Annotated in this window: 17 protein-coding genes; 9 read left to right on the forward strand and 8 right to left on the reverse strand. The window is 64.8% G+C overall.

All coding sequences use genetic code 11. From position 1 onward, the window contains the following. The first annotated feature begins 10 nt into the window (after positions 1 to 10). Entirely contained in the window at positions 11 to 904 is an 894-nt protein-coding gene (locus tag AC1MBU_RS00410; RefSeq protein WP_479788069.1) for a phosphoribosyltransferase, read from the forward strand. A gap of 3 nt (positions 905 to 907) precedes the next feature. Continuing rightward, complete coding sequence (locus tag AC1MBU_RS00415) at positions 908 to 1,708, forward strand: MBL fold metallo-hydrolase (protein WP_479788071.1); 801 nt, start codon at positions 908 to 910, stop codon at positions 1,706 to 1,708. A 1-nt stretch (position 1,709) separates the two neighbouring features. Here AC1MBU_RS00415 and AC1MBU_RS00420 read toward each other — a convergent pair whose 3' ends face one another. The 3 genes from AC1MBU_RS00420 to AC1MBU_RS00430 all read right to left on the reverse strand — a co-directional run bounded on the left by AC1MBU_RS00420 (position 1,710) and on the right by AC1MBU_RS00430 (position 4,846). Further along, the gene (locus AC1MBU_RS00420) at positions 1,710 to 2,804 is read right to left on the reverse strand and encodes a LacI family DNA-binding transcriptional regulator (RefSeq protein WP_479788073.1); all 1,095 of its coding nucleotides are present in this window, start codon (positions 2,802 to 2,804) and stop codon (positions 1,710 to 1,712) included. Positions 2,805 to 2,862: 58 nt separating this feature from the next. Further along, positions 2,863 to 3,747, reverse strand: coding sequence for a PfkB family carbohydrate kinase (locus AC1MBU_RS00425; RefSeq protein WP_479788076.1), 885 nt, complete (start codon positions 3,745 to 3,747; stop codon positions 2,863 to 2,865). Positions 3,748 to 3,841: 94 nt separating this feature from the next. Beyond that, positions 3,842 to 4,846: an SIS domain-containing protein gene (locus AC1MBU_RS00430; protein ID WP_479788078.1), complete on the reverse strand. Its 1,005-nt coding sequence runs from the start codon at positions 4,844 to 4,846 to the stop codon at positions 3,842 to 3,844. A 361-nt stretch (positions 4,847 to 5,207) separates the two neighbouring features. Here AC1MBU_RS00430 and AC1MBU_RS00435 point away from each other — a divergent pair, with 361 nt between their 5' ends. Genes AC1MBU_RS00435 through AC1MBU_RS00450 form a run of 4 tightly spaced genes read left to right on the forward strand, consistent with a single transcriptional unit; the run spans position 5,208 to position 9,227 of the window. Continuing rightward, positions 5,208 to 6,527: an ABC transporter substrate-binding protein gene (locus tag AC1MBU_RS00435; protein ID WP_479788080.1), complete on the forward strand. Its 1,320-nt coding sequence runs from the start codon at positions 5,208 to 5,210 to the stop codon at positions 6,525 to 6,527. A 3-nt stretch (positions 6,528 to 6,530) separates the two neighbouring features. Continuing rightward, positions 6,531 to 7,493, forward strand: a complete 963-nt coding sequence (locus AC1MBU_RS00440) for a carbohydrate ABC transporter permease (RefSeq protein WP_479788082.1) — start codon at positions 6,531 to 6,533, stop codon at positions 7,491 to 7,493. After that, positions 7,487 to 8,323: a carbohydrate ABC transporter permease gene (locus AC1MBU_RS00445; RefSeq protein WP_479788084.1), complete on the forward strand. Its 837-nt coding sequence runs from the start codon at positions 7,487 to 7,489 to the stop codon at positions 8,321 to 8,323. The genes AC1MBU_RS00440 and AC1MBU_RS00445 overlap by 7 nt, the downstream gene beginning before the upstream one ends. Then, positions 8,307 to 9,227 (forward strand): sugar phosphate isomerase/epimerase family protein, encoded by a 921-nt coding sequence (locus AC1MBU_RS00450; RefSeq protein ID WP_479788086.1) that lies wholly within the window; start codon positions 8,307 to 8,309, stop codon positions 9,225 to 9,227. Before AC1MBU_RS00445 ends, AC1MBU_RS00450 begins: the two co-directional genes overlap by 17 nt. Positions 9,228 to 9,307: 80 nt before the next feature. On the opposite strand, the gene AC1MBU_RS00455 is transcribed toward AC1MBU_RS00450, so the two are convergent. Continuing rightward, entirely contained in the window at positions 9,308 to 10,075 is a 768-nt protein-coding gene (locus AC1MBU_RS00455) for a VOC family protein (RefSeq protein ID WP_479788088.1), read from the reverse strand. A gap of 109 nt (positions 10,076 to 10,184) precedes the next feature. Here AC1MBU_RS00455 and AC1MBU_RS00460 point away from each other — a divergent pair, with 109 nt between their 5' ends. Then, entirely contained in the window at positions 10,185 to 10,832 is a 648-nt protein-coding gene (locus AC1MBU_RS00460) for an alpha-ketoglutarate-dependent dioxygenase AlkB family protein (RefSeq protein WP_479788089.1), read from the forward strand. Between the two features lie 175 nt (positions 10,833 to 11,007). Here AC1MBU_RS00460 and AC1MBU_RS00465 read toward each other — a convergent pair whose 3' ends face one another. From AC1MBU_RS00465 to AC1MBU_RS00480, 4 genes are all read right to left on the reverse strand, one after another. Continuing rightward, positions 11,008 to 11,529, reverse strand: a complete 522-nt coding sequence (locus tag AC1MBU_RS00465) for a mycothiol transferase (RefSeq protein ID WP_479788090.1) — start codon at positions 11,527 to 11,529, stop codon at positions 11,008 to 11,010. Between the two features lie 123 nt (positions 11,530 to 11,652). Continuing rightward, the gene (locus tag AC1MBU_RS00470) at positions 11,653 to 12,528 is read right to left on the reverse strand and encodes a sugar phosphate isomerase/epimerase family protein (RefSeq protein WP_479788092.1); all 876 of its coding nucleotides are present in this window, start codon (positions 12,526 to 12,528) and stop codon (positions 11,653 to 11,655) included. Continuing rightward, positions 12,525 to 13,739, reverse strand: coding sequence for a dihydrodipicolinate synthase family protein (locus tag AC1MBU_RS00475; protein WP_479788094.1), 1,215 nt, complete (start codon positions 13,737 to 13,739; stop codon positions 12,525 to 12,527). The genes AC1MBU_RS00470 and AC1MBU_RS00475 overlap by 4 nt, the downstream gene beginning before the upstream one ends. Continuing rightward, entirely contained in the window at positions 13,736 to 14,872 is a 1,137-nt protein-coding gene (locus AC1MBU_RS00480; RefSeq protein ID WP_277359930.1) for a Gfo/Idh/MocA family protein, read from the reverse strand. Before AC1MBU_RS00480 ends, AC1MBU_RS00475 begins: the two co-directional genes overlap by 4 nt. Before the next feature lie 191 nt (positions 14,873 to 15,063). Between AC1MBU_RS00480 and AC1MBU_RS00485 the strand changes: the two genes are divergently transcribed. After that, the gene (locus AC1MBU_RS00485) at positions 15,064 to 16,065 is read left to right on the forward strand and encodes a LacI family DNA-binding transcriptional regulator (protein ID WP_277359928.1); all 1,002 of its coding nucleotides are present in this window, start codon (positions 15,064 to 15,066) and stop codon (positions 16,063 to 16,065) included. Positions 16,066 to 16,074: 9 nt separating this feature from the next. Continuing rightward, positions 16,075 to 17,196: a glycerate kinase gene (locus tag AC1MBU_RS00490; protein WP_479788096.1), complete on the forward strand. Its 1,122-nt coding sequence runs from the start codon at positions 16,075 to 16,077 to the stop codon at positions 17,194 to 17,196. The last annotated feature ends 56 nt before the right edge of the window (positions 17,197 to 17,252 follow it).

Below are 17,252 nucleotides of genomic sequence, written 5' to 3' on the forward strand. Positions count from 1 at the left end.
GGCGCCCACGATGAAGCAAGCTCACGAGGAACCACACCGATACGCCGACCGAGCGGACGCCGGCCGGCAACTTGCGGCTGCGCTTGAGGCATCGGTTACCGGCCTCGAACCGCTCGTTTTGGCTCTGCCGCGAGGAGGTGTTCCGGTCGCCGCCGTGGTGGCTGAAGCGCTCAGCGCACCGTTGGACCTGGTCATGGTCCGGAAGGTCGGCGTCCCCTCGTTTCCGGAGCTCGCGATGGGGGCTCTTGCGTCGATCGGAGGTTCCGTCGAGACGGTCCGGAACGCCCATGTGCTAGCCAAAGTGCGGGACGCAGACACGGTCTTCGCTGCCGTCGCGGAGCGTGAGCACGCCGAACTACAGCGTCGTGAAGCCCTGTACCGGCAGGGCATGGCGCCGCTGGCCGTCGCCGGGAGGACGGTGGTGCTGATTGACGACGGCGTTGCTACCGGCGCCACGATGCTCGCCGCGGTCGCTGCTCTTCGCAAGGCCGACGCACAGCGCATCGTCGCTGCCGCGCCGGTTTTTCTTGCCTCTGCCACTGAAGTTGTGAGCGGCCTGGTGGATGAGCTGATCAGTCCATGGGCCGCCACTAACCTACCTGCGGTCGGCAGCGCGTACCGCACCTTCGATCAGGTGTCGGATCAAGAAGTCCGGCGGTTGTTGCGGGACGCACGCGGGCGTAGTTTGGGGACCATGACGGATTACTCAGAGCTTCCCGATTCCTACCGCGCCTACCTTGCAGGCCTGGACGACAGCACGGCCGCCGCCCTGATTCCTGTGTTCAAGCAGTCCATCGCCGGCGGTGAGCACGGCGTCCTCATCACCACGAATCTGGGGCCTGACACCCAGGCTGAAGTCTCCTCCGAGGTTCCCTTCGGCGAGATCCGTGAGACGGTCCGCTAGCCGGTGCCCCATCCGGAGGACGGCCTGACCCGGAGCAGTCCGCTCACACGCTACCGCCTTGCACCCAATCCCGGGCCGATGAGCCTGGACGGAACAAACTCCTATGTCATCGCTGCTCCTGATTCACCAGCGGTGGTGGTGGTTGACCCGGGACCGCCTGACGACGCGCACCTGACCGCACTCCAATCGGCAGGCCAGGTGGAACTGGTGCTTATCACCCATCATCATTGGGATCACACAGAGGCCAGTGCCCTGTTCCACGAGCTGACCGGCGCGCCGGTTCGAGCGGCTAGTCCCGGATGCTGCCATGGCGGCCGCCCGCTCGATGACGGGGAGATCCTGTCCGCAGCCGGAGTCGAGATCAAGGTTGTAGCTACCCCTGGACACACCGCGGACTCCCTGTGTTTTCACCTGCCCGACGACGGCCCCAACGGTTCCGTCCTCACCGGGGACACCATCCTGGGACGCGGCACGACGGTGCTCAGTTATCCGGATGGAACCCTCGGTGATTATCTACGCTCCCTCGACACGCTTGAATCGCTGGGCGGCGCGGCGGCACTGCCCGCACACGGACCTCCGCTGCCGGATCTCGGCGCCGCCGCCCGCGCATACCGTGCCCACAGGATGGAGCGGCTTGACCAGGTGCGCGCCGCGCTCCTGGCGCTCGACCTGACCGCTGAAGAGGCCGACGTCGGCCCCGTTACCGACCGGGTGTATGCCGACGTCGATCCCTCCGTGCGCCGCGCAGCGGAACAGTCGGTGGCGGCGCAGCTGCACTACCTGCGCGAAAAGCACCAGCGATAGTTCACACGCTGCACTTGGCCACCGACGCGCGTTCTATAAAACGGGCTTCGAGCGTGTGCATGGCGCGTGAAGGAACCGCTCCTTCGATCTCGTTCAAAAGGGTTTCGGCCGCGCGCGCTCCCAGTTCCAGCATCGGTTGCGCGATCATCGTGAGCGGAGGTTCCATGACGGCCGCCCACGAGCTGTCATCGAACCCAATGAGCGATACGTCCGAGGGGTAACTGAGCCCGCTCGCCCTGATCGCGCGGAGGGAACCGGTCAGCGCGTCGTTCTCCGTGCAGAACAGGGCCGTTACGCGGTCGTCGAGGGCCAGCATCCGGGTGACGGCAGCGGCTGCGTTCTCTTCCGTCTTGCGTCCGGTCATGACAAGGTCGGCGTCGAAAGGCATGCCGGCGTCGTCAAGTGCGTCCAGATAACCGCGGAGCCGCTCGCCGTCAGTCCAAAGGTTTCGGGCGGCCGCAGCGGCCAGCGCCCGCCTGGTGGTGACCGGCTTCCTGATCGGCGGTCCCCAGATGAAACCGATGCGCCTGTGGCCATGCTCGATCAGGTTATTAACTGCCCGGCGGCTCGCCTCCCGGTTGTCGATCACGACCGAATCGAGTGCGAGATGCTCGACCGCGCGGTCGACCAGAACCACGGGTATCCCACGGGCAACCGCATCCTGTATGTGCGCGACATCGTCACGCTCCACGGCCGCCGAGGCGATGATCATCCCATCGACGCGTTTGTCGATCAGAACCCCGACTGCTGCCTTCTCCTCCTCCAGGTCCTCGTGCGTGCTCAACACGATGGTGTCGAAGCCCCGTTGCCTCGAGAAGTCGCTGATCCCCCTGGTGACCCCGGCGAAGAAAGGGTTGCCGATGTCCGCCACGATGAGACCAAGGGTGTGGCTCACGCCGGTCGACATACTTCGCGCGAGCGCGTTGGCCCGGTAGCCCAGCTTTTCGGCGGCAGCCAGGACGCGTTCCCTCAGCTCCGGGCTGACATAGCCATACCCGCCCAGCGTACGGGCGGCCGAAGCGCGGCCCACTCCTGCCTCCGCGGCCACCTCGGAAATTGTTGGCGGCGCCACGCTGCGATCACGTTCAGCCGCCATTCACACTGCCGTTCTGTTGATAATTCTGTCGATAATTCGGCGCATCCGGGTCAGCATGTCACATCGTAACCGCGATGCCGGAATCGGCGACACCTCGGCCGAACGCGCCCTCCACCAGGCATTGCCGGGCGGCGAAAGCGGCGCCGGCATCGAGCGCCCGCCGTATCGCCGAATCCTCGGGGCGCGTAGAGCGTCCCCATCCTTCCGCGACGAGGGCGACGGCGAAGGCCGTCAGGAAAGCGTCTCCGCAACCCATGGTGTCTATCGCTTGTTCTGCTGCAGGAATGGGGGCTGCCGGGGCGCCGATGAAGTTTCGGCCGTTATAGACGAGCGCTCCTGATGAGCCGCGGGTGCCAAGCGCCATGCCGGCGCCCTCTTCCACCAGGGCAGCGAGCAGCCGCCGGGTATCCGGGTCCGACAGGTTGGAGCAGGAGATGAGCGCGAGATCGATAGCCGGACACACTGCGGCGAGGTAGTCCGTGGTGCGAAACTCCTCTTCGCTTGAAAAGTCATAACTGACCAGGGGGCCGGAGGCTCGGACCTTCATCAGCTCTTTCTCGGAGCGGGAGTAAACACTCGAGTGGACCAGGTCGAATTCTGCGACGTAGCGCAGCAGGTCCTCGTCGAGTTCGAGAGGGTCGGATACCGTCACGCCCCCGCCGTTCCAACCGCTGAACACCCTGTCTCCCTCGACGATGCTGATGGATGAGACTCCGCTCGGCCCGTCCCTGACGAGTGACCGGTGAGTACCCACCCCCTCGGCCTCGATCGCGTTCCGGAGGAATTGTCCGTGTTCATCCGATCCGAACACTCCCAGGTAGGAGGACTGTGCCCCGAGCTGGCGGGCGAACACGGCGAAATTGACGCAGTTGCCGCCGGGATAGATCATTCCCCGATCGAGGTACCGGTCAACGATGTTGTCCCCGAATCCCAGAACCCTCACGAAACCTCACCTGTCCAGTGATTTATGTGCTCCATAACCGCCCTTTGGTATCTGGGCGCCTGCTCCGCGGAACAGGCGCCCAGTCTGGTATGAATCAGTACTCGACAACCCGGTAGTAGCGCCTGAGGTCCAGCGAGTGGTTGCGTACCCGCTCGAGGTGCTTGCTGACTCGACCGGTGACCGTATCGAGAACCGCCGGCGCAAGGAGTCCGCGGAATTCGTCGCTGATGCCCTCCAGGGGGTAATCCCTGGTGTCGAAGACGGTGACGTCGTCGGACACTTTCTTGGCGAATGCCTCGACGCGGTCCGTGAGCGCCCGCGTTTCGTCCTCGCCCTGGAAAATGATGACGCTCGTGTCCTTCTCCAGCAGCTCCAGTGATCCGTGGAAGAACTCGGCGCTGTGCACTCGGGTGGTGCGCAGCCACTGCATCTCCTCGAGAATGCACATCGAGTAGAGGTACGTGAAGCCCCAGAGGTTTCCGCCACCAACGAGGAAGTGGTAGTCAGTATCGGCGTGTGCATCGGCGAAAGCGGCTGCAATCGGTTCCGCTTGGCGGGCGACCTCAACAAGGACGTTGTCGAGACCTGCCATTTCATCGGCGAACTTCTCGTAGCCGGCGAACTCTCCACGCTCGGACAGCAGCCGGGTCATGAAGAGCAGCATCTGCATGTCGAAGGGCCAGGTCTTCGGCTCGGAGATGAGTGCGGCATCGACCGCCTGTGCGATGGGAGAATCCGCGTAACCGGTGAACGCCACGGTGTAGACACCGCGCTGCTTGCAGTACTCGATAGCGCGCAGGCTGTCGTCCGTCGTTCCGGAGACCGAGGCAAACACTGCCACTGAATTCTCACCGAGGGTCGCGTCACCGGACACGATCAGCTCCGCGGCTATGGCGGCCTTTACCGGGAGAGTCGAGTGCCGGCGTGCGAGGTGCTCATAGGGCCACATGGCTGCATAGGTCCCACCGGCACCGATAAGGAAAACGTTGCTGACGTCCTTCGCGGTAAGGGAGCTGACCAGCTCCTCGATGTTCGGGCGTAGGGACACTGCACTGGCGATCTGCTTGCGGAATGCTGACTCGTCAAAACCGAGCATCATTTTCCTTTCGGAGGGAGGGGTAGGCGACAGGAGAACCGGTCGTAGCGGAAGGCTTTTCTGATACCGGTATCAGCCATGACTGATGCTGGCACACCAAATAAAGCACGTCAAGGGATCCAGTAGATGCGACTCTCCAGAATTGATACACCGGCACAGGAACCAGCCACTCTCAGAGGGAGAAGTGGGCTCCCACTTGACCACCGGAAAGATTCCGGGATTATTTTCGGGAAACTCTGGTACCGGTACCAGATGCTCTGTATAGTCATCGAAATCACGCAGTACCTGTTCTCACATCCAACGGCGGGTTTGATGACTCACTCAGGTGGTTCACGGCCCCGCTCGTCCAACATGAAGGACCACCATGCAGAAACGAGATTCCCTGGCGACCATCGCGCTCGTTATGGCTTCGGCGCTGGGACTCAGCGGATGCGCCAACCAGTCCACCACCGCCGTCGCCGATGTAGGCGCCGAGCCCGAGTACTCCGGCACCCTGAGCATCCTCACGAAGTTCGCCGGAGAGCCGCTGCAGCCGTACTTCGAAGATTTGGCGGCTCAGTACACCGAGCTCCATCCCGAGGTCGACATTGAGCTGATCCAGGAAACGGACCAAAGCATCAAGGACAAGACCAAGACGCTCACCGCCTCGGGAGCCTTGCCGGACATCTACTTCAGCTGGACGGGCGACTGGGCCGAGAACTTTGTCACCGGCGGGCTCGCTGCGGACCTTACCGGCGTCATAGGACCGGACACCGAGTGGGGAAGCAGCTTCGGCGAAGCCTCACTGGACGCTTTCAAGTACAACGACAAGTACTTCGGTGTCCCCCTCTACAACAACGGCAAGTTCATGGGCTACAACAAGGCGGCTTTCGAGAAGGCGGGAATTGAGGTTCCGACGTCGTTCGAGGAGCTCATTGAGAGCTGCGGCCCTCTTCGGGAGGCCGGCTTCGAGCCCATAGCATTCGGTAACAAGGACGGCTGGCCGGGGCTGCACTATCTTCAGCAGCTCTTCGCCTACAACGTGCCGGCCGATGTGTTGCAGGCTGATTTCAACCCTGAGACCGCCACGCTGGATCACCAGGGATATGTCGCTTCGCTCGAACAGTTCAAGACGCTGGTCGATGAATGCACTGACAGCGGCGACGGCACCAACGGCGTTCTGTACACCACAGCGCAGGAAGCACTCGCAAGCGGGTCGGCCGCCATGTACTACCAGGAGATTCTCGAGTTCGACACCGTCACGGCGGACGGCAATGCGCTTACTCCCGAGGACTTCGGGATCTTCAAGCTGCCGGTGCCGGCAGGGGCCGAAGGGGACCCGGACGCCATCGAAGGTTCACCCGAGGGATACCTCATCAACGCCAAGTCTCCGCGTGCGGCACTGGCCGTGGATTTCATGAAGTTCGTCACCGCTCCCGAGAGCGCCGCAACTCTCTCGTCACCGCCATTTGGTCAGCCCAGCACCGTCCTCGGTGCGGTCACGCCAGAAACCTCAAGTGTCGCCGTCAACGACGGCATCAGCCAGGTCAACGACGCAAGCCAGATCGTCGTCTGGCTGGATACAGTGACCGTTCCGGAAGTTGCTGACGCGTGGCTTGCGGGTGGAGAGGCGATCATCAGCGGTAGCTCGACACCCGAAGAGGTGCTCGAGAGCGTGCGCAACGCCTCCAACTCGGCGAAGTAACCCATGCTGACCGTGGAGGGCACCCGCACCAAGCGGGTGCCCCGGCCCCACTCCCCGTCCGGGACGAGTCCATCGGCACGGCAGTCAGGGTTCAAACGGGTTCTGGGCTTCGCCTGGGTGCTGCCCGCTCTGGTTCTCCTCGCCGTCTTCGTGTACCTGCCGCTGGTCCAGAACTTCGGGTTCAGCTTCGTCGAATGGGATATCTACAGCGGTAGCCAGACCTTCGTCGGCGCGGACAACTACGTCAAGCTGATGAACGATCCGATTTTCTGGTCAGCACTGGGCAACAACGGGTTGTACGCCGCGATCTCAATCGTCTTCCAGGTATGCGGAGCGCTCGCGTTGGCCGCCATCATCGAAAGCGTGCGCAGGGAGCGCTGGCGGCGTGCGCTGCGGGCTGTCTACTTTGTCCCGTCTGCCATCTCGCTCACGGTCGCCGGTCTTCTCTTCTACTTCATCTATGAACCGAACCTCGGCCTGCTGAACTATGTGCTCAGCGGAATTGGCCTGGAGGCTCTGACCCAGCCCTGGCTTGGCCAGGAAAGCACCGCCATGACTGCGGTGATCGCCATGAGCCAGTGGCAGGGGTTCGGCTACTCGACCCTCCTGTTCGCCGTCGCGATCCAGCGCATCCCGTCGGAGCTTTACGAGGCCGCCTCCATTGACGGGATCGGGGTCATTCGCCGGTTCTTCACGGTGACCGTGCCGCTGGTGCGGGAGATGACCGGCCTGATGACCATCGTCACCATCTCCGGAGCGTTCCAGGTCTTCAACGAGGTGATGGTCATGACCAGCGGCGGTCCGAACAATTCCACCCAGGTGCTCGCTACCTGGCTGTATCGCAGTGGCTTTGTCCGCAACGATTTCGGTTACGCGGCCGCGATCGCCATGGTGATCTTCCTGGTCACCCTCGTCATCGCTCTCGCGCAGCTCTGGATCACACACAGGAGAAGAGTGGAATGGTGACCCGATCCTCTTTCCTCGGCATTATCGCGAAGGTCTTCATGTGGACCTTCCTCCTCGGCCTGGCGGTAGTAGTGATCTACCCGCTGCTGTGGATGGTGCTGAACGGCTTCAAGCAGAATTCCGAGCTCTTCGGCAATCCCTTTGCGCTCCCGCTGACCTGGGACTGGCAGAACTATGCGGACGCCTGGAACAGGGGCGTGAGCAACTACCTGATGACCAGCGTCCTGGTGACCGTCACTTCAACCATCGCGACGGTGTTCATCAGCGCGTGGGCGGCCTACGGACTGACACGGGTCAACATCCCATTCAACCGGGCTATCGTGACGGCGATTCTCGGTGGGCTCATGCTTGCTCCCGCCGTCGCGCTCGTTCCACTGGTGAAAATGTTCCAGAGCCTGGGCCTATACAACACCTTCTGGGCGCTTTTGATCCTCTACACCGCGTTTCGCATCCCGTTCACTACCTTCCTCATCCGGGCATACATGATCGATCTGCCCCGCGAGATCGATGAGGCCGCCAAAGTGGACGGAGCCACTCAATGGACCACTTTCTGGCGGGTCATCCTGCCCATGTGCAAGCCGATCATCGTCTCAACGGTGATCCTGCACGTTCTGTTCGCCTGGAACGAGTACCTTTTCGCGATGGTCTTCACCAGCGGCACAGGCGTCCAGACCCTTCCGGTGGGCCTGACCAGCCTGATGAGCAAGCACGGGACCGACTATCCGGTGGTCTTCGCCGGAATGGTGATTGCCGCTGTCCCCGTGGTTCTTCTCTTCTTCCTCGGCCAGCGGTACTTCGTGAAAGGACTCGCCGATGGAATCGGCAAGTAATCTATCGGCGAGTAAGTTCACCGACGGCACCTCGAATCTGTCGACAGACCGAATCACCGGCTCCAACTTCGCATACCAGCACCTGCCGTTCGAGACATTCCTTGACGACATGGTGGACCTCGACAGGGAGAGGCTGGAAGTATGGGGCATCGCTCCCCAGTTCCACATTCCGCAGCTCTCAGCGACCGATCTGAGAACCATCCGCCGCCAACTGCGTGAGCGCGGTCTCCAGGTCCACTGCGTCACCGCAGAGCAGGTCATGTACCCGGTCAACATCGCCTCGCCCATCCCGTGGTTGCGCGAGCAAAGTATCGCCCTGTTCCGCCGGACAGCCGAGGTGTGCGCGGAACTTCAGGCACCGTTGCTCTTTCTTACGCCGGGCCGCGGCTTCGAGGACGAGAGCGTGGATGCGGCGTGGCGGCGGTCGGTCGACGCCGTAGGCGAGATCGCCGCATACGCCGGCACTCTCGGAGTCGACTGTGTTCTGGAGCCCCTGCAACGGGTCGAATCAAACCTGGTGAACGACTCAGCAGCGCTGCGCCGCATGATCGACGACGTCGCTGCACGTAATCTTGGTGCTGTCCTGGACACCGTTGCCATGGCAGCTGCCGGGGAGACTGTGGCGGATTACCACGACAATCTCGGTGCCCTTGTCCGGCATGTGCACCTTGTCGACGGCCGCCCGACGGGGCACCTAGCCTGGGGTGACGGTGAGCTGCCGCTGAGTGGCTATGTTGCGGCGCTGGACGGTTACGGATACGCGGGCCACTTCACCTTCGAGCTTTTCGGTGACGGCACGTATGCATTCAATCCGCGTTCCGCACTGCAGCAGTGCATTGGTGCCTTCACGCGCGCGGTCATGGACTCCCCCGGCCGATTCGTTGCCAATGCGCATACGCCGTAGCCTTCGCGCCACTTCATGTGCGCCCGGGGAACGGATCCGCTGGACCAGCCCGGGGGTAGCTCTCGTGGCGGGTGCGGGCCCTAGCGGGAGTTGATCCGGAACACGACGCCGGTTGGATCCGCCACCGTGGCCCCCCTGCCATACGGGGAATCCTGTGGTTCGCTCTTCACGGTGCCACCGAGTTCGCGGACGCGGGCAACGGCGTCGTCCGTGTTTTCCACGCCGAAGTAAACGCCCCAGGCGGAGGGTGCGCCTTCGGGCAGGAGGTTGGCCGCATCCATGATGCCTGCCTGCTGCTCCCCATTGACGAGACCCGTCGTGTACCGGAAGTCATCCGTGTCGCTCTCCACCTGTAATTCCCAGTCGAGCACGCGCCCGTAAAAGTCCACGCATTGCCGGTACAGCCGCGTCGTCAGTTCGTGCCAGACTGCAGCTCCGGGTTCACCATGCACGCCGAATCCTGGCAGACGGTCGCCCTGCCAGAGACCGAAGGTCGCGCCCGATGGGTCCGCAAGATGCGCGACGCTGCCCTGGTCCGAGACAGCGGACGGCGCAACCAGCACCTCTGCTCCCTCAAGCTGCGCCTTCTCAGTGAGAGCCCGGACGTCGCCGGCCGCGAAGTAGGTGATCCAGCCGTCAGGGAAGCCCGAGCCCGGGGTATTCGAAATCAACCCGCCCACGGCCCGGCCATCCTTGAGGAACTTGGTGTAGTGCCCGTAGTCGGGGCCCATGTCCTCGACCTCCCAGCCGAACAACCGGCCGTAGAAGTCCGCTGCCTCCGTGTGCTGAGAACTGACGAGATCGATCCAGCAGGGTGTTCCATCTCGGTAGGACTGGCGACTGGCCATGACTTCTCCTCAACAGCATCGATGCGAGCGAGCGTAGCCCCCGGCGCCGGTACACACAATGCCCCGATCACAGACGGTGTTCGACAAAACTATGCGGGACAATTAACCCATGGCGTCCCTTCTGCCCCGCGATCCCGCCGTCGTCGCTCCCGGCGCAGTGCACGTTCCGGACTGGTTGGATCCGGAGCGCCAGCGCGAGCTCGTGACCGCGTGCCGCGAGTGGGCGTCCGGCCCGGTTCCGATGCGGCACACGCGGATGCCCAACGGTTCGCAGATGTCGGTGCAGACCGTGTGCCTGGGCTGGCATTGGGTGCCCTACCGCTACAGCAGGACAGCCGACGACGTCGGCGGCGGGCCGGTCGCCGAGTTCCCTTCGTGGCTGGCTGAGTTGGGCCGGGACGCCGTCGAGGCGGCGTATGGTTCACGCGACGACGCCTACGATCCGGACGCTGCGTTAATCAACTTCTACGATTCCTCGGCGAAGATGGGCATGCACCAGGACAAGGAGGAGAAGTCCCTTGCACCGGTTGTATCGCTGAGCATCGGCGACAGCTGCCTCTTCCGTTTCGGGAACACGCAGAACCGGAACAGGCCCTGGACGGACGTTCGGCTCGAGTCCGGGGACCTCTTCGTGTTCGGCGGCGAATCGCGGATGGCGTACCACGGCGTCATGAAGACGTATCCCGGCACGGCGGATCCTGGGTTGGGATTGAACGGGCGGCTCAACCTCACGCTGCGGGTGACTGGGCTCGGCTGACCGGACTCGGGTGACCGGACTCGGGTGACCGGACTCTGACCTCCCGCCGGCAAACACGCGCCCCACAACCTGCCAATCCGTTGCCTTCCCGCCAACGCCGCGGCCCGGATGCCGCGTCAGATGCGGGAAGGCAACGGGTTTGCGGTAGGTAGGTAGGTAGGTGGGCGGTGTTGCCTCAGGCCAGGAGACCCCGCAGGTATGCCGCCTGGCCGGCATGCTGCAGGCAGTCCTCGATGACGCTGACCAGCCGCACCCGCAGCGTGACCGGCGGATCCCAAGACGTATCAATGATCCGGTTCAGGTCCGTTTCGCTAAGGTTCTCGACGAAAGCCAGCGTCCGGGCGTGCACCGCGCGGTGATAGTCAAGGAGCAGCGCAGCGGAATCCGGGCGCACCCTGTCCACGTCCGCGGAGGAATGGCCGTAACCTGTGTCCTCCCGCGGCAGGTCGAGGTTGAACTTCTCGACCCAGCCGTCGGCCAGCCACAACTCTTCACGCCCGGCAGCCTCGGCCAGGTGATTGTCCTGCACGCGGGTGAGGTGCCAGATCAGCCACGCGATGCTGTTGCCGGCAGAACCGGCGCCATCGGCAAGGCGTGGCCGGTAGGCGAGCTGGCCGGCGTCGAGCCCGTCCACCGCCTGGGACACGGCGTCCGGGATGCGACCGAAGGCCTCAACAAGCACGTCTCTTCCACTCATGCGCCCCAGCCTAACGACTCATGGTCCACGCAGAAACGCCGGAAAGGTGCAGAATCGCCGGATTGATCCGACGATCCTGCACCTTTCCGCCGCGTTTGAGAGATAGCTCTAGAGCAGGCAGACCTACAGGTAGGGCTCGACGAGGGACTCGTAGCGGGCCTTCACAGTGGCCAGTACGTCAGACGCCGGGGAATTCCAGATCTCCTGGTTGAAGATCTCGACCTCGACAGGTCCCGCGTAACCGGTCGCGGCAACCCAGCGGGTGATCGTCTCGAAGTCGATGTAGCCGTCCCCCATGTACCCGCGGGAAAGCAGCGCATCAGCTGCGATGGGCAGGTTCCAGTCGCACACCTGGTACGACGCAAGACGTCCCTCGGCCCCGGCACGCTGGATCGAGGACTCGAGCGCCGGATCCCACCACACATGGAAAGTATCCACGACCACGCCGACAGTCTCCGCCGGGAACGGGGCTGCCAGATCCAGCGCCTGGCCTAACGTCGAGAGCACCGCGCGGTCCGCCGCATACATCGGGTGCAGCGGCTCGAGAACCAGGCGGACGTCATGCTCCTGGGCCACCGGGACCAGCTCGGCGATGCGGTCGGCAACCCGCCGGCGTGCGGCGGCCACGTCCTTGGCGCCGGGCGCCGAAGGGTCGACGGCAGTGCCGCCGGCGAGCGAACCGGCAGCGGGCAGTCCACCCACCACCATGATCAGCTCACGGGTGCCCAGCGTTGCCGCTTCGACGATCGCCTGCGTGTTGTCGGCAAGGGCAGCTGCCTGGCCCGCTTCATCCGCGGCGGTCAGGAACCCGCCGCGGCACAGGCTTGAGACGGACAGTCCGGCTTCGGAAACGAGCCGCGCGGCCTTGTCCACCCCGGCTTCCGCCACGCGGTCCCGCCACAGCCCGATGTGCGTCAGCCCGGCGTCGGCGGACAACGCAACCGCCTCCGCCAGGGTGATGTTCTTCGTGGTCGCCGTGTTCAGCGAGAGGCGGCTCATGCGCCCACCCCATAGCTCGCAAGCAGCCACTCGAAGCGGTGCGCGGCGACGTCCGGATCAGCGAGCAGCCCGGCCTTGTCGGCAAGGCGGAAGGTTTCGGTGAGATGGAGCGCTGAACGCCCGGAGTGCAGGCCGCCGACCATCTGGAATCCGGGCTGATGCCCATTGACCCAGGACAGAAACGCAACCCCGGTCTTGTAGTAGAACGTCGGCGAACTGAAGATCTGCTTGCCCAGTTCCCGAGTCGAGTCCAGGATCGCGCGCCCACGGTCCGCATCGCCGTCGTCGTACGCCTGCAGGGCTGCCGACGCGGCAGGGTAGATCGCCGCGAAGATGCCCAGCAGCGCATCCGAGTAATGCGTGCCGTCGCCGTGGATGAGCTCGGGGTAGTTGAAGTCATCGCCGGTGTAGAGCCGCACGCTCGCGGGAAGGGCCGCGCGCAGGGCGGTCTCGTGGGCGGCATCGAGCAGGGACACCTTGACGCCGTCCACCTTCTCGGGCTGCGCGCGGATGAGGTCCAGGAAGATGTCGGTCGCAGCGGAAACGTCGTTGCTGCCCCAGTAGCCGTCCAGCGCCGGATCGAACATGGTGCCGAGCCAGTGCAGGATCACAGGCTCGTCCGCCTCAGCCAGCAGGATCCCGTACACGTACTGGTAGTCCGCCGGGCTCTGCGCCACAGCGGCGAGCGCGCGGGACGCCATGAGGATGACCTTCGCGCCGGCGTCGGACACCACCTTGATCTGCTCGCGGTAGGCCTCGACGACGGCGTTCAGCCCGGCCCGCCCCGACGGCAGGTCCGCGATGGACAGCTGATCGGTGCCGGCACCGCAGGCAAGCAGGTCCCGGACCGTCTTGCCGCGCGTAGCGTCCGCATTCGAACCGACGACGGCGGCAGCCTCCGCACCGGAGCGGCGGATCAGTTCCTGCGTGGCCGCCCAGTCGAGGCCCATGCCCCGCTGCGCGGTGTCCATGGCGTCGGCGACGCCGAGCCCGTAGGACCAGAGTTCCCGACGGTAGGCGAGCGTGGTGTCCCAGTCGAGGACCGCGGGCGCACCGGGAGTGTTGTCGGCGGTGACCTCAGGAATAACGTGTGCAGCCGCGTACGCGTGCCGGGCGGTGAGCGGCGCCGCTGGCTTGGCCCATTCCCGAGCGGGTGCGAGTTCGTAGCGCTCCAGCGAACCGGCCGTAGTGGGGAGGTAGAGCGAGGTCATAGCGTGATCTCCGGGATGTCGAGAGTACGGCGCTCAGCGGAGGACTGCAGGCCGAGCTCGGCGAGCTGGACGCCGCGGGCTGCGGACAGCAAACCGAAGCGGTGCTCGCGGCCGGCGGAGACGTCGCGGAGGAACTCTTCCCACTGCAGCTTGAAGCCGTTATCCAGCTCGGCGTTCGCGGGTACTTCCTGCCACTGGTCGCGGAAGGACTCCGTGACGGGAAGATCCGGGTTCCACACCGGCTTGGGGGTGTGGGCCCGCTGCTGGGCAACGCACTTGTTGAGCCCGGCAACGGCTGAACCGTGGGTTCCGTCGATCTGGAACTCAACCAGTTCGTCCCGGTAGACGCGGACAGCCCAGGAGGAGTTGATCTGCGCCAGCACAGGCTCCCCCGCAGGTGTCTCCAGTTCGAAGATTCCGTACGCGGCGTCGTCGGCGGTTGCCTTGTATTCCTTGCCCTGCTCATCCCAGCGGGCGGGGATGTGGGTGACGGTGTTGGCGTTGACGGTCTTGACCTTGCCGATGATGCCCTCGAGCACGTAGTTCCAGTGGCAGAACATGTCCGTGGTCATGCCGCCGCCGTCTTCCTTGCGGTAGTTCCACGAGGGGCGCTGGGCCGCCTGGTGGTCACCCTCGAAGACCCAGTAGCCGAACTCGCCGCGCAGGGACAGGATACGGCCGAAGAAGCCTTCATCCACCAGGCGGCGCAGCTTCACCAGGCCGGGCAGGTACAGCTTGTCGTGGACAACGCCGGCGGTAACCCCGGCTTCCTGGGCGATCTGCGCCAGCTCTACGGCCTCGGCGAGGGTCTCGGCCGTGGGCTTCTCGGTGTAGATGTGCTTGCCGGCAGCCATGGCCTTCTTGAGGGTCGCGGCGCGCAGCGAGGTCATGGAGGCATCGAAGACGACGTCGACGGTGGGGTCCGCAATGATCCCGTCCAGGTCCGTGGTCCAGTGCTCAACCTTGTGCTGCTGGGCCAGGTCGCGGATCTTCGCTTCGTTGCGTCCTACGAGGATGGGCTCAACCTGCACCCTTGACCCGTCCGCAAGGGTGACGCCACCCTGTTCGCGGATGGGCAGGATCGAGCGCAGCAGGTGCTGCCGGTACCCCATCCGGCCGGTGATGCCATTCATCGCGATGCGGATGGTCTTGGTCTCAGTCACGTTGTACTCCCGAAGAGGAAAGAATGTTGGTGGAAAGCGCTTTCCAATATAGGGTAGTGATCGAGACCACGTCAACCCCTCCCCGCTGAGTGAGCTTCCGACCGCACCGAAGGTCGCTTGCCGCACACCCAGCGGGAGCATGTACTACGCGAAGGAGCCCGGTGGCCGCTGTAACCCTGTCCGGTGTGGCCAGCCATGCCGGAGTTTCCCTGGCCACGGCATCCCGCGTGCTGAACGGCTCCTCCCGGCGCCCGGCAGAAGAAATCGCCGAACGCGTCCGCGCCGCGGCGCTCGAACTCGGGTACGTGCCCAACGCGCAGGCGCAGGCCCTCGCCCGCTCCTCCACCGGCCTGGTCGGCCTCGTTGTGCACGACATCTCGGACCCCTACTTCTCCTCCATTGCGCGCGGCGTCCAGCACGCGGCGCGGCACTATCGGCGCCAGGTCCTGCTGGCCAGCACCGATCCTTCGGAAAGCGCGGAGCACGACGCCGTCGCCGCCTTCGCCTCCCATCGCACCGATGCCATCATCCTGGCCGGCTCCCGCCGGGCACAGGCAGATCCCGAGCTTGAGCACGAGCTGGCCCGGTACCAGCAGAACGGCGGGCGCGTCGTGACCATCGGCGGCTCCCCCGGCTCCGGACTGACCGTACCGGTGGGCAATGCCGACGGCGCGGCGGACCTCGTAGCTTCACTCGTCTCGCTCGGAGTTACGCGGTTCGCCATCCTGGCCGGGCCCACCGAACTGAATACCGCACGGGACCGCGTCTCCGGCTTCACCCGCGCACTGAAGGCAGCGGGGCTGGAGCCTGCCGCCGTCGTCGTCAGTGGGTTCGACCGTGAGGGCGGCTTCGACGCCGCGCAACGCTGCTGGGACGAGCTCAAGGGGGAACGCGGCGTTTGCCTGCTGGCGGTGAATGACGTGATGGCAATCGGCGCGATCGCCGGCCTGCGCGCCCTGGGCGTTTCGGTCCCCGCGGATGCCCTGGTGACCGGCTTCGATGACATCCCTACCCTGCGCGACTACTTCCCCGCGTTGACCACCGTGCACCTACCTCTCGAGCAGCTGGGTGAAGAGGCGGCGAACCTTGCACTGGATCCTGACAAGGCGCCTCCGGCACCGATCCCCGGAGAAGTCATCATCCGCGAATCCGCAGGAGCTTAGCCCGGCGCCATGAGAATCCTGATAGCACCGGACAAATTCAAGGGCACGCTGACCGGAGCCGAAGCCGCCGAAGCGATGGCCGCCGGCGTCCGCCGCGTACTGCCGGATGCGCACCTCACCCTGCAGCCCATCGCGGACGGCGGTGAGGGAACCCTCGAGGCCGTCCTCGCAGCCGGAGGCGACAGGCGGCAGGCCAGGGTCCGCGGACCGCTGACCGACTGGGTGGACGCCCCCTGGGCGCTCACCGGTTTTACGGCCGTCATCGAGACGGCCCGTGCAAGTGGGCTCGAGTTCATCACGCCTAGCGGAGCCACGGCCGGTTCGGCCCACTGCTACGGCAGCGGTGAGCTGCTGGCTGCTGCTCTCGATGCCGGCGCCACGGAGATTGTGCTGGGCGTGGGCGGGTCGGCGATGACCGACGGCGGCTCGGGCGCCCTGCGTGCCCTGGGCGCCAAGATCCTTGACGACGACGGCGGGGAACTTCCCCTGGGCGGGCTGGCTCTGGCACGCGCGGCGGCCCTGGACCTCTCCGGCCTGGATCCCCGTCTTCACCGTGTCCGGCTGCGGATCGCCGTCGACGTACAGAATCCGCTCTTCGGCCCCGACGGTGCTGCGCACGTGTTCGGCGGGCAAAAAGGTGCCGACGCCGGCCTCCGCACGGAGCTCGACGCCGCACTGACCCGATGGGCACACCTTCTGGAAAACACCACGGGGGTGGACGTTCAGCAGCCCGGCGCAGGAGCCGCCGGTGGGTTCCCTGCCGCCTTCCTGGCCTGCACAAAAGCCTCGCTGGAGCCTGGCTTTGAGCTGGTTGCCGGCCTCACCGGGCTGGACGGAAAGCTCGCTCACGCTGATGTGGTGCTCACCGGTGAAGGTTCACTCGACGCGCAATCGCAATTCGGAAAGGCTCCGCTCGGGTTGGCGGACCGCGCACGGGATCTCGGCCTGCCGGTACTTGCAGTTGCCGGGCGCATCACGCTGTCCGACGCCGATCTGGCAGCGCACGGAGTAGGGCAGGCTCGTAGTTTGGCGGACACCGCTCCTTCAATTGCGGCCGCCATGGACGGTGCAGCAGGGTACGCGGCTGACGCTTCCGAAGCTGTCCTGAGGGCACTTCTCTCAAATTCCTGAGGCTTGACAGCTACCTTTCCCGCCCTGCACGGTTGATTCCACAGCAATCATAAGTA

The organism is Arthrobacter sp. PTI12 (assembly GCF_056679915.1).